The following is a 13,840-nucleotide window of genomic DNA, read 5'->3' as shown; positions in this document are numbered from 1 at the left end:
CGGTTGGCTTAGTTAGACGCGACGGCGCTTCGGCGGGCGGCAACCGTTGTGCGCCTGCGGGGTGACGTCGTTGATCGATCCGACCTCGAGGCCAGCGGCCTGCAGCGAGCGGATGGCGGTCTCGCGACCCGATCCCGGTCCCTTGACGAAGACGTCGACCTTCTTGACGCCGTGCTCCTGAGCCTGGCGCGCGGCCGACTCGGCGGAGAGCTGCGCGGCGAAGGGAGTCGACTTACGCGATCCCTTGAAGCCGACGGTTCCCGACGAAGCCCAGCTCAGCACAGCACCCTGGGGGTCGGTGATGGTGACGATGGTGTTGTTGAACGTCGACTTGATGTGGGCCTGGCCCACGGCGATGTTCTTCTTCTCTTTACGACGCGGCTTACGAGCGGCCGATTTTGGTGCTGCCATTGTTTTCTCCTAAAACGTTTATGGCGATGCGTGAGGCTCTGGGGCCTCTCGCTATCGGGCCTTCTTCTTGCCGGCGACGGTGCGCTTCGGGCCCTTGCGGGTGCGAGCGTTGGTCTTGGTGCGCTGTCCGTGAACGGGCAGGCCACGACGGTGACGGACACCCTGGTAGCTTCCGATCTCGACCTTGCGGCGGATGTCTGCTGCGACCTCGCGACGAAGGTCACCTTCTACCTTGAAGTTGCCTTCGATGTAGTCGCGCAGCGCGATGAGCTGGTCATCGCTGAGATCCTTGACTCGGATGTCGCCCGAGATGTCGGTGTCGGCCAGAGTCTTCAGCGCACTGGTGCGGCCGACTCCGTAGATGTAGGTGAGTGCGACTTCCACGCGCTTGTCGCGCGGAATGTCTACGCCTGCTAGACGTGCCATGGTGGTGGCTCCTGTTGGTGAGTGGAGGTCTGCAGCAGAACCGGTGCCGCGGCCTCCGACCGCGGGTGTCCCCGATCAGCCTCTCGGCCGATCGGATCTGGTTCTGCTGTTGTGTTATGAGGGTGAAACGGGTGGAGCTGGCTGCTTAGCCCTGGCGCTGCTTGTGGCGCGGGTTGCTCTTGCAGATGACCATCACGTTGCCGTTGCGACGAATGACCCGGCAGTGCTCGCACATCGGCTTGACGCTGGGGTTGACCTTCATGGTGATTCCTTGCTTTCGCTGTCTTCGTACCCGGGGGATGCCCCGGGCCGTTACTTTCCAGCGATCAACATCGCTCGAATGAGCGTTACTTGTAGCGGTAGACGATCCGACCGCGGGTCAGGTCGTATGGGCTCAGCTCTACGATCACCCGGTCCTCAGGGAGGATTCGGATGTAGTGCTGACGCATCTTGCCCGAAATGTGGGCGAGTACTTTGTGTCCGTTGGTCAGCTCAACACGAAACATCGCGTTGGGCAGAGCCTCGACCACTGCGCCTTCGATCTCGATGACACCGTCTTTTTTGGCCATTACTCACTATCGCTAAAGTTATTGATTGCTGGTCGTGCGTTTGGATGGGTGATCGCGCCGAGAAAGACCCGAACGCGGCACGCCGAAAAGGGCGTACAAACACCAAAGATCGAGCTTAGGTGATATGAGCCTTTCTGGCAAGTCGCTCCCGGTACGATTCAGGGGATGCCCGCCCTCGTCTTCGCCTCCCAACTCGCCTCGCTGCTCGCCATCGTCCTCGTGCCCGGAGTGATGCTCATCGTCGTGCTGAAGAAGGGGTGGATGCGACGGCTCGCCGTTCCACTCGATGCCGACGCGATGTGGCGTGACGGCCGCCCGCTCTTCGGCCCCACGAAGACCTGGCTCGGCGTCGTCATCTACGTCGGTGGCGCGATGATCGTTGCGGGAATCCTGGGCCATCCCGACCTGGGCGAATGGGTCGCGCCGGTCTTGCGAGGGCCTCGATCCGTCGCGATCGGATTCCTGCTCGGCCTTGTCTATGTCGTCGGCGAACTGCTGAACAGTTTCGTCAAGAGACGCGTCGGCATCGCATCGAGCACCGAGACGACGTCGAGGTGGCGACCGGTGCAGCGGGCGGCCGACCTCGCCGATGGAATCGTCGCGGTGTCGGTGCTTCTCATCGCTCTGGGCTCCTCTCCCCTGCTCGTCGCGGCCACTGCATTGGTCGGTGTCGCGGTGCACGCGGGCACCGACGTCGCGATGCACCGGCTGCGACTCAAGTCGCGCTGATCCGCGCCGACCCTCGATCACCGCGCGAGTCACAGAACGGCGAGAAGTGCCGCCGCGACGAGCGGGATGCTGATGTTGTCGGTGCCCAGTGGCGAGTAGCGCTCCGTCGCCGTGGCGAGGAGGGCGACGACGATCACGGGAACGAGGCCGAACCCGCAGAGGGCGAGCGCGATGACACTCACCCCGAGAAAGGCCCCGGAACCCCACCACGTCTTGCGACTCGAGCGCAGGTAGTCGCCGACCAGCCCGGCGGCGACATCCGCCAGGCCCAGAATGAGCACCGCCGCCACGAAGACCGCGGCGTCGCTCCCGCCGAGGAGGGCGGCGACCCCGATTCCCAGGGGCAGGTAGACGTCACCGAGTGACCTGCGACGAACCTTGTGGATCGAGGTGAAGACATGGAAGTGCCGCGAGAGCCACATGAGCGCCGCGAAGACGACCGAGCACACGATGAAGAGCCAGAACGGCAGGACGACGTGCACGAGGAGAGCGAAGAGACAGGCGAGAACGTGGGCGACGCGACGAGTGATCTCCGTCGGAACGTTCCGGGTTCGCACGAGGCGCTCGAGCACGACGAACGACGCGGCGAGCCCCACGGTGGCCGCGCCGAAGACCAGGGCGCCAGACAGCCCGCTCACAGTCCGGGCCTCGTCCAGGTGAGATAGATGGGCGCGGCCTCGCTGGTGTGCCGAGCCACAGCCGCGAGTCGCACGGGGCTGAGTCGACGAAGCAGAAAAGTACCGTGCGACAGTGCGATCACGCGCCCGATGCTCGCCCGCTCGAACCCGTATGACCGCTGAAGCCAGTCGGCGAAACCGGGCCTGAACGTCACGGCGACGGCGTGCCTGTCGATCTCGAGAAGCTGCGCCAGCATCCGGTCGAAGATCTCGCCCTTGCGCAACCGGCTCTCGACGAAGAGATAGCCGAGCTCGTGCGCGCCCCCCGCGCCCGGCTCGGAGAGGAACCAGCCCACCACGCGCCCGTCATCCGTCGCGACGGCGAGGCGTCGCCCGCGCAACGCACGACGGAGCTGCCGGGCGCTCCGCTCCGACACCTCGGGATGCGCACGGGCGATCGATCGGATCTCGTCGGCGAGGGCACCGTGGCGCTCTGCCGCGAACGACGTGGCTACGTCAACCACAGGAGCGAGCCGACGGCCAACGGCACGACGAGGGCCGCCCACCAGATCTGCCGCCCGGTCTTGCGGATGCGGATCAACGAGAGCTGCAGGATCGAGAGCACGATCAGCGCCGCCGCCGCCACCCACGGCAGCCACCCGGCGTCGGGCCAGAGCTCCGTGAGAATGAGGAAGACGATCGCGCAGAGCGACAGATGGCACACCACGATGCCCCGGTAGTACTTGATGGGCTCGTCGTCGGTGAATCCTTCGATGTTGAACCGGATGAGCCGCAGGATTCCGGTGGCCACGATCACGAAGCCGAGAGCCCAGCCCGCCACGCCCGGAATGATGTGGAAGCCGACGAGCACGGCGGCGTAGAGCGAGTAGTTGATGACGTCGATGAAGCTGTCGAGCTGTCGCCCGAACTCGCTCGAGACCCCGAGACGGCGGGCGACGAAGCCGTCGAGCATGTCGAGCAGGAATGCCCCCAGGGCGAACAAAACACTCACGCGGAGCGAGCCCGATACGGCGAGGCCGATCGCCACCCATGCCGCGAGGAGGCTGGCGAGAGACACGGCACCCGCCGGCCCGATGGCTTTCAGCCAGTAACTAGAGCGCGGCATCGATGTCCCCCGTCGTTCCGTTGATCGTGATGACCTGCCCCGTGCTCAGCGCGTCGACGGCGCCCATTGCAGCGACGACCGCGGGCATGCCCAGTTCTCGGGCGATGATCGCGACGTGGGACAGCGCGTTGCCTCGCTCTGTCACGACACCGGCGGCCTGCACGAACAGAAGTGTCCAGCCCGGGTCGATATGACTCGTCACGAGGATCTTGCCGCGCACGTCGATGGTCGGATCGAACGCGTGCACGACGATCACTTCCGCGGTGAGCATTCCGGGGGACACACCCATGCCCGCTGCCATGCCCGAGGCCGACCGCTGCTCGTCGTCGCGCAGCTCGGCAGGCGCGATGAGACCAGAGCCCACGACCCGACGCGCCAGCGAGCGCTGCTCGAACGCCCCGAATTCCCCCCTGCGCCGGGCAACCGTCGCGCGGGGATCCGAGTTCCACGCGTGGCCGAATACGGCCTCGTCGAGCTCCTGCTCGGTGAGCCAGAACACATCGTCGGCCGCCTCGAGCATCTCGGCGTCGACCAGCCGCTGCCCCAGCGCCAGATACGCCGCGCGTGCGAGACCGTAGACCTGGGCCCTGTTGAACCGGAACCGTTCCCGCCAGTCGATGGCCTGGCGGGTATTGCGGCCGATGAACCGCGTGCCGAACCGGCCCTTGATCGACCGGGCCGAGGCATCCACGGGCGGCCGCCCCGCGGGATCGGTGCCGAGCGCCAGCGCGAGAAGCGAGCCGTAGTCGTCGGCGAGGCGCGGGTTCTCGAGCTGCAGCTCGTCGGGCGCCCGCCCGCCGAAGCGCGCGAGATAGTCGTCGACCAGCGCGCGCGTCGCCGTCCAGTCGGGCGATGACAGGATGCCCTCGGCCGTCGCTGCGTCGCCGTGGCGTTCGCGCAGCTGGTTGCCGAGAACGCCGAGCGCCGTGAGGGGCGCGATCGACGCCCTGTCGCTGAGCCCGTGCAGGTAGCCGAGGTAGTCGGCGTGCTGCTCCGGCCCGAAACTGTAGGTCTTGAGCAGCCCGTGGAAGATCATGACGCGCAGGTCGTTGAACACGGGCGTCGCCCACAGGGTGAGCAGTTCACTGCGCATCGTCTCGAGTGTCGAGAGGATCGCGTCGGCCTGCAGCGTGTTCCAGTCGACGGCCTCGAATCTCTTCAGACGCTTCTGAAAGGTGCGACGGAATCCGTGCGACATCGAATTCGACCGCAGGAGAAGGAACCCGAGCCTGCCCACGAGCGGGGCCATGGTGATCGCACCCCTCAGGCCCAGGCGACGCCGCGGGGCGTCGCCGGGAGTGCGCTGAGGCTGCAGCATCGCGGAGAAGAACGCCTGATTGCTGCTCGGCCCGGGAATCAGTCGCACCATCTCGTACCAGTTGTCGATCTGGTAGTAGACGTGCCCGCCGAGGTAGCCGAGGGTGTTGCGGAAGACCTGCTGCTTCGCATCCAACACCTTCTGGTTCACCCCGAGCTTGCGGAAGAACGCGGGATAGACGCGCGAGTAGAGGCCTCGGATGAACGAATAGGTGAGCGGCAGCGTGATGCCGGGATAGTTCTCGGCGATGTTCGTGCAGTCCCACGCCAGCTCGTAGTCGAGCGCGACCGTGGTCTGAGGGCGCAGCTGCAGCAGGGCGAGTCGGTTTCCGCGCGCGGCCCACTCGATGTCGACCGGTCGACGGTTGCGCGCCTCGCTCTCGATCGCGATGTCGAGCAGCCGCACGGGTGCGGGAAGGCCGGACGGCCAGTCGGCGACCTTGGACGCGCGCAGTTCGAGGGCGTTCTCACCCTCGACGGTGGTGTTGCGGGCGGTCGGGGTCCAGGCGAGCGTGAGCTCGCCGCGGCCGTTCTCGCTGAAGAGCACTCCGCTGGTCGTCCCGACGAACATCTGCTGCACGACGATCGATCCGCCGATGTCGAGAGATGCGATGCCCCGGGCCCGCGCGTAGGCGGCAACGCGCGCAGAGAACAGGCTGGCGACCGACGTGACGATCGCATCGCCGATGGCATTCCGCTGCACCGCCACATCGAGCGAGGTCTCGTACTGACCCGCGAACGAGTGTTCCGCCCCGTCCTCCGCGAGCGCCGAGGTGCGCACGCTGACCGAACCCCAGCCTCCGCACGACGCGAGGCCTGCGTCGACGACATCGTCGACGAGGGCGATGGATGCGACGAGTCGCGCCGATCGCTCGGCGTACGTCGCGTCGTCGACGCCACCGGCGCAGTACTCGGCGACGAGCGCGTGCGCCGCGGCACGCAATCCCGGCCAGTTCCCGACGAGGTCGCCGAGAGGGAGCACGATGAACGGGGGCACGAGACCCGGGTAGAGACGGTCGAGCTCGACAAGGCCGAGGGCCTTGCTGCCGATCGAGGGGCCGGACGCCGCGGCCGAGTCTGTCACGATGGTCGACGCGCTCACGAGAGCATCGCCGCCGCCTGGAGCGGGAGGTGAATGGCGACGACGGCGGTGACCCAGCGATCCGACCCAGGACGCACCAACAGGGCGACAGCGGAGACGGCGGCGACCACGGGCGAGGCGACACCCGCACCCGCTGCCAGCGCGAGGATTCCACTCAGAACAACCAGCATGACCATCGCCCCCAGCGTACGGCCCCTCCCCCAGACGGCAGAATACGTGTCGAGCACCACCGCCCCGCTGGTGTCGAAACGCGGGCTGAACTTACGCGCAAGCTCGACCGAGACGAACAGCGCGGTGCACGCGAGGATGCCGGCGACCGTCTGCCAGTTTGCGGCCGCGCCGAGCACGACGGCGACCCAGGCGAACACGGGCAGGTAGATCGCCTCGTGCAGGAGGAACGACAGGGTGAAGTGCCGCTCGAGCCAAGCGCCCGCGAAGAACTCGAATACGGTGAGAGCCGAGTAGGCGAGAACCGCGAGATAGAGAAGAAAACCGACAGCACCGCCGAGCAGCATCGCGCAGAGCAATTCGGCCACGAAAGCGCCGATGCCGATGCCGAGGAGGGCGCGAGGCGAGATGACGCCGCGCTGCACTGGCCGGTCGGGATAGACGGCACTGTCGTGCGCGAAGTCCTTCCATTCGTCGGTCACCCGATAGCGCAGCAGGAGCGCGAGGTACATCACGAAGAGCAGGATCGCGGACGTCCACACGTCGTCGGCGTACGCGCCGGCTGAACGGCCGAACATGCCGAGGGCCGCCGCGGCGAAGGCGGCCGACATCAGGGCGACGAGGGCAAGAGGAAAACGCTCGCGTAGATAAATCCACGCGCCCCTCATAGTGTTGTGCCGATGGTCATCGTCTCCGTATGTGCGTTCGGCGCCGTTGTGGCGATCCTGGCGCACCTCGTGATTCTCCCCCTGGCGAAGCGCCGACCCGTTCTCCTCCGCGGGGCGGAGGCCTACGCGCTGGGAGCCTTGGCCATTGTAGCCGTGGCGTTTCTCGGCATCGGAACGCTGCCGGTGCTGCTGTTGCTCGTCGCGCAGCTGGTCGTCGCCCGCATCTGGAGGCCCTGGCTGGTGGTCGGACTCGCGACCAAGCAGGTGCTGGCGGCCGTGATCAAGGCATCGACGATGGTGCGCGTCAAACGTCTGGTCGTCGACGACCGCACCTTCGTGATGGGCGAGCGATCGACTCTGATCGTGCGCACCGTCGCGCCCCGCATCCAGGCGGTCACGGTTCGCGTAAGCGCCTCGAACGAGACCGGCCTCAAAAAGATCGCCCTCTTCCGCAACGTGTTACGCAAGACTGTTCAGAACTACTCCCTCGGTCGAAGCTGACCGGCAACGAAGGAAGGAACCGCAATGGCCAGCGCCAAAGCACTCATCGTCATCCGCAAGCCCGTCTCCGAGGTGTTCGAGTACACCGCGAGCGCAGAGAACGGCCCGGCGTTCATCCCGAATCTCAACGAGAACACGAACATCACGCCCGAGAAGGCCGGCGTCGACCAGACGTTCGACTGGCGCTTCAACATGGCGGGTGCTGATCTTCGAGGCAAGGCCGAGGGCATCGCGTTCGACGTCGACAAGAAGGTCACCCTGCGCCTCACCGGTGATGTGAACGCCACGTGGGACTACACGTTCGAGGACCTCGGCGATGGCACCACGCGCATCACCACCGAGATCCTCTACGAGATCGAGCCGACCGTGTTGCAGAAGGTGGTGAACGCCGCTCTGCTCGACCGCATCAACCAGAACACGATCGAGCAGATGTTCGACAACCTCAAGCTGATCCTCGAGAGCGACGACTGAGGCGACTAGCTCTTCTGCACCCGCTCGACGACACGCACGACGTGGGCGTAGAGGGGGTGGGATGCGTCGAGCCCGGTCAGGTGTGACGTCGCCTCTTCGGCCGACGACGTGGCGAGCAGCTCCTTCAGCTCCACACTCTGCGCGTCTTCGGGCAGATCGAAGCGTAGCGCGGCGCCGATCGCGCCCAGCAGGGCCTCCGGCACGAGGCCGCGCTCGGCGAGCTCGGCCGCCGGGCCGATGAAGCGCTCGTGCCGGCCGAGCTTGCGCACGGGCTGCCGCCCGACGCGGGCAGGGGTGTCCGGCAAGAACGGGTTCGCGAAGCGTGTGAGATTCTTCTGCACATACGCCTCCTGCGCCTCGGGATCGAAGTCGTACTTGGCGATGAGCAGGGTCTTGGTCTCGTCGAGCACCGCGGCGACCCGGGCGAATACCTCCGGGCTGCGCATGGCGTCGGCCAGAGTGGACGCGCCCTCGAGGAACCCGAAGTACGCCGTCGTGGCGTGGCCCGTGTTCACGGTGAACAGCTTGCGCTCGATGTAGGGCGCCAGGTCGTCCACGAAGTGGGCTTCGGGGATCTCGGGCAGGTCGTCGCCGAACGGCGTCGCCTCGATGGCCCACTCGAAGAAGTCCTCGACGGTGACGTCGAGACCGGCGTCGGCCGCCTGTCCCGGAACGATGCGATCGACGGCCGTGTTGGCGAAAACGGCCCGCGAATCGAGTGCTGTCAGAGCCTCGTCGTCGAGACCCGCGACGATCTCCTGCTTCAACAGGTCCGTGGCGTTGATGGCATTCTCGCAGGCCATCACCGCCAGCGGCTTCAGGGCGTCATCGCGCTCGTTGATCGCACGGGCGATCAGCGGGGCGACGAAGCGCAGGATATTCGGGCCCACGGCCGTGGTGACGATGTCGGCCGACGCGATCTCGGACACGACGTCGGATTCGTGCGTCGCGGAGTTGAGTGCGCGGTAGTTGTCGACCGTCCAGGTCTTCGATGCCGCACCCACCTCGTGCACGCGATAACTCGGCGTCTCGGAGAGCGCGTCGATGAGCTCGGCGTTCACATCGGCGAAGACGACCTCGTAACCGGCATTGTGCAGGATGAGTCCGACGAATCCTCGGCCGATGTTGCCGGCACCGAAGTGGACCGCCTTCATTCGTTGACCTCGGAGAGCAGAGCGAAGAGTGCGGGGCCGTCAGGCGCATCCAGAAGCTTCTGAACCTCGTCGTCGTCGGAGAAGATGATGGCGATCTTCGAGAGGATGTCGAGGTGGCCGTTGTCCTTGCCGGCGATACCGACGACGAAGCGCACTTCGTTGCCCTCCCAGTCGAGCGGCGTCGCGTAGCGCACGAACGAGAGACCTGAGTTCAGGATCGTGTCCTTGCCCTCGTTCGTTCCGTGGGGAATGGCCAGGAAGTTGCCCATATAGGTCGAGACGCTCTTCTCGCGCTCGAGCATGTAGTCGACGTAGCCGTCGGTCACGGCGCCGGCGGCAACGAGAATGGATGCCGCTTCGCGGATCGCCTCCTCCTGCGTGGTGGCGGTGCCGTTGACGCTGATTGATTCGGGATCCAGTACTTTGTCGCTCATGACGTCCTCTTCGCTCGCTTCGTAACGCTTCGATTGTGTGGTTCCGGGTCCTCGTCCGCCGGAGCTGGGCTCCGACGGACGAGGACCCGGGGTGAAGAAACAGGCTACGCCTGGTCCTGCGGGTGCTGGGCGGCGACCTGGTTCACGACCTCGTCGTACTTCGGGCTGTTCATGAAGTTGTCGACCGAGACGTGCTGGGCGTTCGGCGTCTTCTGCCGGGCCCTGTCGGTGAGCTCCTTCTGCGTGATCACGAGGTCGACGTCGTCGGTCAGGTTCGCGATGGCGAGGTTCTTGACCGATACGTCGGTGATGCCCGCCTTCTTGAGCTTGTTCCGCAGAACGGAGGCTCCCATGGCGCTCGATCCCATTCCCGCGTCGCAGGCGAACACGATGTTCTCCAGCTTCGCGGCAGTCGCCACTCCACCGGCCGTGGCCGCGGAGGTGCTCGCGTCCGAGCCCAGGAGGGATCCGACGCGGCTCTCGCCGCCCTTGTTCGCAGCGTTCGCCGCGAGGGCTGCACCCAGGGCGTCCTCACCTGCGGCCTCAGCTGCGAGGTCCTTCTTGCGGCTCGCCCGGAGGATGATCATCGAGACGAAGAACGTGACCGCCGCCGACAGGATGACCGACAGCGCGACGCCGAGGTAGCTGTCCGACGCGGTCTGCGCGAAGATCGCGATGATGCTTCCCGGGGCCGCAGGAGCACGGAGTCCCGAGTCCATCAGCATGTTGGTGGTGACGCCGGTCATACCACCCGCGATGAGGGCGATGATCAGGGTCGGCTTCATCAGGGCGTACGGGAAGTAGATCTCGTGGATGCCGCCGAAGAACTGGATGATGGCGGCTCCGGGAGCGGAGGCGCGAGCCGCGCCGATTCCGAAGACGACGAACGCGAGCAGCAGGCCGACACCGGGGCCGGGGTTCGCCTCGAGCAGGAACAGGATCGACTTGTGGCTCTCGCCGGCGGCCTGTTCGATGCCGAGCGGGGTCAGGACCCCGTGGTTGATCGCGTTGTTCAGGAAGAACACCTTGGCCGGCTCGATGATGATGCTCGTGAGCGGCAGCAGGTTCGTGTCGACGAGCCATCCGACGGCGCCGCTCAGCAGCGACATGATGCCGTTGATGACGTAGGCCACCGGGTAGAACCCGATGATCAGCAGGATGAAGCCCCAGATTCCGGCCGAGAACATGTTGACCAGCATCTCGAAGCCGGGACGGATCTTGCCTTCCCACAGGCCGTCGAGCCACTTCATCGAGTACGCGGCGATCGGAGCCATGATCATCGCCCCGATGAACATGTGCACCTGTCCGAGCTCGGATGCATCCGGGTTCTCAGCCAGTGCGGCGGCGTTGATCTGCGCGATCAGGTAGTCCGATCCGCCAATGACACCCATCAGCGCGATCGAGGCGACGACACCACCGCGAACCTGGTAGATCATGTGGCCGCCCGTGTAGGCGATCAGGATCGGCAGGAGGTAGTGGATGAACGGCCCGACGATGGTCGCGAGCTGTTCGTTCGGAAGCCAGCCGACATCGATGAAGAGGGCCGTCAGCAGGCCCCACGCGATGAGAGCGGGAATGTTGGGCATGATCATGCCCGAGAGGAATGTGCCGAACCGCTGAACGCGGACGCGGGCACCTCCCGAGGTAGCGGCGGGGGCTGACGTCGTCGTCATGAGTGTTTCTCCTTGTTTCTGTGTTGAGGGAGTGTGATCAGGTGGGGTGTGGTGCGGGTGTTACGTCAGGAGGACGCGCTGGCGAACACCGCGGCGCGGGCCTCCATCGCGCTGTTCGCCTTGAGAGCGAGTTCGGCGAAGTGCTGCGCCTGCTCGATCGTGTAGAGACGCAGTTCGGCGCGCACGTCCGCGAGCGCGGCGGGCGACATCGAGAGGCTCGTGGCTCCGAGGCCGACGAGGACGACCGCGAGGAGCGGGTCGGCCGCGGCCTCACCGCAGATCCCGACGGGCTTGCCCAGCGCGGCTCCGGCCTTGCCGACCTCGCCCACGAGCCGCAGCACAGCGGGGTGCCACGGGTCCTGGAACGAGGCGACGCTCCCGAGGAGGCGGTCGGCGGCCAGCGTGTATTGCGTCAGGTCGTTGGTTCCGATCGACGCGAAGTCGGCGTCGACGAGGATGCGATCGGCCAGCAGGGCAGACGAGGGCACCTCGATCATGACACCGGCCGTCTGCAGACCGATCTCTCGCGCGATGCTCGTGAAGTACCGGGTCTCCTCGAGGGTCGACACCATCGGCGCCATCACCCAGACGTCGGCGGTGTTCTCGGCTTCGGCATTGCGGATGGCGGTGAGCTGGTCGCGCAGGATCTGCTCATTCGCCCGCAGAGCTCGCAGACCACGAAGGCCGAGCGCCGGGTTCTCTTCCGGAGCGTCGTTCAAGAAGCTGAGCGGCTTGTCGGCTCCCGCGTCCAGCGCGCGGACCACGACCTTCTTGCCCGGGAACGCGGCGAAGAGCGCGGAGTACTGAGACTGCTGCTCCTCGACGGTCGGCGCCTGCGCCGAGTCGAGGAACAGGAACTCGGTGCGGAACAGGCCGACGCCCTCGGCGCCGAGCTCCACGGCTTCTTCCGCTCCACCCGCCGATCCGAGGTTCGCCAGCAGAGGGATCTCGGTGTCGTCGGCGAGGCGCCCGGGACCCACCGGCGCGTTGGCCAGGGAGGCGCGCTCCTGAATGGCCATCTTTGCCGCGAAGCGCTCGTCCTCGTCCGGGTCGACCGTGATGATTCCGGTCGACGCGTCCACGATGACGGTCGTGCCGTTGGCGATGTCGAGAGCCCCTGCCACACCGACCGCGGCGACGATCGACTTCTCACGAGCGAGGATCGCCGTGTGCGACGTGGGGCCGCCGTCGCTCGTGATCAGACCCAGCACCTTGTCGAGATTGAGAAGGGCGGTATCGGCCGGAGCGAGGTCGCGCGCGACGAGAACGAACTGGTGATCGGGGTCCGGCACGCCGGGCGCCTCGACGCCTTGAAGCTGAGCGACGACGCGCTGAGAGACGTCGTCGAGGTCGGTCGCGCGCTCGCCCATGTAGCCGCCCATGCTCACGAGCAGATCGCGGAAGCTCGCGAAGGCCTCGAACACCGCGCGCTCGGCGGTCTTGCCCGAGTCGATACGGGCCTTGACATCGTCGCTGAGCGTCGGGTCCTCGGCCATGAACGCCTGGGCCTCGAGCACGTCTTTGGCGGATCCGCCGGCACGCTCTCCACGAGCGCGGATGCCTGCGGCCGTGGCGGCCAGCGCGACCGCGGCGCGCTCCTTCTCGGCATCGACGCTCAACGTCGACGGCGCATCCTGCGGCTCGGGCAGCGGAGCCGGCATCTGCAGCACCGTTCCCATCGCCATGCCGCGGCCGATTCCGACTCCCTGGTACGTCATGGCGCTCACGCGGCGTCGTGGTCGGTGGTGAGCAGCGCGGCGAGTTCGTCGAGAACCGCATCGGCGTCGTCGCCCTCGACAGACAGCACAACGTCGTCGTTGTGGTCGATGCCGAGCGAGATCACGCCGAGGATGCTGGCGGCGTTCACGGACTTGTCGCCCTTGGTCAGCTGCACGGGAACTCCGGCCTTGGCCGCAGCCTGCGTGAAGATCGACGCCGGACGCGCGTGCAGCCCGTGGGTCGAGGCGATGGTGACAGTGCGTTCAGCCATGATTTCTCCTTGATATTTCGTGGTTCGGTGGTGGGTCACGACGAGCGGGTGCGAAGCGCAGGACTGCTCAGCACGAGGTCGAGCGCCGTGTCTTCTCCGCCCGCGCCGAAGACGGTGTCGGGCAGGAGGGCACTTGCCGCGCCCTGCGTTTCGGCGAGGATCGAGAGTTCATCGAACTGCGCCGCGAGGTGGGGGCCCACCAGCAGCACGTCGATGTCATCGAGGCGTTCCGAGAGCCCTATGGTGCTGGATGCCGACACGGTCACATCGATGTCACGACCGCGGGCGGCGGCCCGAATGCGATGGGCCAGAAAAGTACTCGATGCACCGGCACCGCAGACAACCAGAACTCTGTGCATCTCTCGCCTCCTTGCGATCTACGTTCAATACTCTCGGAGAAGTCGCGGCTTCGCGCCCGGTTGCGCCGCAGAAAAGTTTCCGCAGGGGAGGAAGCGAGCCCGTGGCAATTAGTCTGGAGGGGCCC

At 66.2% G+C, this 13,840-nt stretch carries 18 protein-coding genes; 3 read left to right on the top strand and 15 right to left on the bottom strand.

Going from position 1 to position 13,840, the window contains the following annotated elements:
- Positions 1–12: 12 nt before the first annotated feature.
- From rpsK to infA, 4 genes are all read right to left on the bottom strand, one after another.
- Entirely contained in the window at positions 13–411 is a 399-nt protein-coding gene (gene rpsK / locus ASF79_RS13575) for a 30S ribosomal protein S11 (protein ID WP_044440047.1), read from the bottom strand.
- A gap of 51 nt (positions 412–462) precedes the next feature.
- Positions 463–837 (bottom strand): 30S ribosomal protein S13, encoded by a 375-nt coding sequence (gene rpsM / locus ASF79_RS13570; RefSeq protein WP_055778034.1) that lies wholly within the window; start codon positions 835–837, stop codon positions 463–465.
- A gap of 145 nt (positions 838–982) precedes the next feature.
- Positions 983–1,099, bottom strand: coding sequence for a 50S ribosomal protein L36 (gene rpmJ, locus ASF79_RS13565; protein ID WP_044440044.1), 117 nt, complete (start codon positions 1,097–1,099; stop codon positions 983–985).
- Positions 1,100–1,184: 85 nt separating this feature from the next.
- Complete coding sequence (gene infA / locus ASF79_RS13560; protein ID WP_022883252.1) at positions 1,185–1,406, bottom strand: translation initiation factor IF-1; 222 nt, start codon at positions 1,404–1,406, stop codon at positions 1,185–1,187.
- A gap of 165 nt (positions 1,407–1,571) precedes the next feature.
- Here infA and ASF79_RS13555 point away from each other — a divergent pair, with 165 nt between their 5' ends.
- Positions 1,572–2,135 carry a CDP-archaeol synthase gene (locus tag ASF79_RS13555; RefSeq protein ID WP_055855627.1) on the top strand — a complete coding sequence of 188 codons (564 nt, stop codon included), beginning with the start codon at positions 1,572–1,574 and terminating at the stop codon, positions 2,133–2,135.
- Between the two features lie 29 nt (positions 2,136–2,164).
- Here the strand turns inward: ASF79_RS13555 and ASF79_RS13550 are convergent, their stop codons facing one another.
- The 5 genes from ASF79_RS13550 to ASF79_RS13530 are packed head-to-tail and all read right to left on the bottom strand — an operon-like array spanning position 2,165 to position 7,133.
- Entirely contained in the window at positions 2,165–2,773 is a 609-nt protein-coding gene (locus tag ASF79_RS13550) for a hypothetical protein (RefSeq protein WP_055855624.1), read from the bottom strand.
- Complete coding sequence (locus tag ASF79_RS13545) at positions 2,770–3,276, bottom strand: hypothetical protein (RefSeq protein ID WP_055855621.1); 507 nt, start codon at positions 3,274–3,276, stop codon at positions 2,770–2,772. The genes ASF79_RS13550 and ASF79_RS13545 overlap by 4 nt, the downstream gene beginning before the upstream one ends.
- Entirely contained in the window at positions 3,264–3,878 is a 615-nt protein-coding gene (locus ASF79_RS13540) for a CDP-alcohol phosphatidyltransferase family protein (protein ID WP_055855618.1), read from the bottom strand. Before ASF79_RS13540 ends, ASF79_RS13545 begins: the two co-directional genes overlap by 13 nt.
- Positions 3,865–6,297: a PEP/pyruvate-binding domain-containing protein gene (locus ASF79_RS13535; RefSeq protein WP_055855616.1), complete on the bottom strand. Its 2,433-nt coding sequence runs from the start codon at positions 6,295–6,297 to the stop codon at positions 3,865–3,867. Before ASF79_RS13535 ends, ASF79_RS13540 begins: the two co-directional genes overlap by 14 nt.
- Positions 6,294–7,133 (bottom strand): hypothetical protein, encoded by an 840-nt coding sequence (locus ASF79_RS13530; protein WP_156366259.1) that lies wholly within the window; start codon positions 7,131–7,133, stop codon positions 6,294–6,296. Before ASF79_RS13530 ends, ASF79_RS13535 begins: the two co-directional genes overlap by 4 nt.
- Positions 7,134–7,145: 12 nt before the next feature.
- Here ASF79_RS13530 and ASF79_RS13525 point away from each other — a divergent pair, with 12 nt between their 5' ends.
- Positions 7,146–7,634 carry a hypothetical protein gene (locus ASF79_RS13525; RefSeq protein ID WP_055855610.1) on the top strand — a complete coding sequence of 163 codons (489 nt, stop codon included), beginning with the start codon at positions 7,146–7,148 and terminating at the stop codon, positions 7,632–7,634.
- Between the two features lie 24 nt (positions 7,635–7,658).
- Positions 7,659–8,105: an SRPBCC family protein gene (locus ASF79_RS13520; RefSeq protein ID WP_055778057.1), complete on the top strand. Its 447-nt coding sequence runs from the start codon at positions 7,659–7,661 to the stop codon at positions 8,103–8,105.
- A 5-nt stretch (positions 8,106–8,110) separates the two neighbouring features.
- Here ASF79_RS13520 and ASF79_RS13515 read toward each other — a convergent pair whose 3' ends face one another.
- From ASF79_RS13515 to ASF79_RS13490, 6 genes are all read right to left on the bottom strand, one after another.
- Positions 8,111–9,259: a mannitol-1-phosphate 5-dehydrogenase gene (locus ASF79_RS13515; RefSeq protein WP_055855607.1), complete on the bottom strand. Its 1,149-nt coding sequence runs from the start codon at positions 9,257–9,259 to the stop codon at positions 8,111–8,113.
- Complete coding sequence (locus ASF79_RS13510; protein WP_055855604.1) at positions 9,256–9,693, bottom strand: PTS sugar transporter subunit IIA; 438 nt, start codon at positions 9,691–9,693, stop codon at positions 9,256–9,258. The genes ASF79_RS13515 and ASF79_RS13510 overlap by 4 nt, the downstream gene beginning before the upstream one ends.
- Positions 9,694–9,797: 104 nt before the next feature.
- Positions 9,798–11,366, bottom strand: a complete 1,569-nt coding sequence (locus ASF79_RS13505) for a PTS mannitol transporter subunit IICB (protein ID WP_055855601.1) — start codon at positions 11,364–11,366, stop codon at positions 9,798–9,800.
- A 65-nt stretch (positions 11,367–11,431) separates the two neighbouring features.
- Positions 11,432–13,084, bottom strand: a complete 1,653-nt coding sequence (ptsP, locus tag ASF79_RS13500; RefSeq protein ID WP_055856167.1) for a phosphoenolpyruvate--protein phosphotransferase — start codon at positions 13,082–13,084, stop codon at positions 11,432–11,434.
- Positions 13,085–13,089: 5 nt separating this feature from the next.
- Entirely contained in the window at positions 13,090–13,356 is a 267-nt protein-coding gene (locus ASF79_RS13495) for an HPr family phosphocarrier protein (protein ID WP_055855598.1), read from the bottom strand.
- Between the two features lie 35 nt (positions 13,357–13,391).
- Positions 13,392–13,715, bottom strand: coding sequence for a PTS sugar transporter subunit IIB (locus ASF79_RS13490; RefSeq protein WP_055855595.1), 324 nt, complete (start codon positions 13,713–13,715; stop codon positions 13,392–13,394).
- Positions 13,716–13,840 lie beyond the last annotated feature (125 nt).

Origin of the sequence: Agreia sp. Leaf335 (assembly GCF_001423605.1) — a bacterium.
Taxonomy (GTDB): domain Bacteria; phylum Actinomycetota; class Actinomycetes; order Actinomycetales; family Microbacteriaceae; genus Agreia.
Note: the sequence above shows the minus strand (reverse complement) of the source record. Positions and strands in the feature narration are given on the sequence as shown.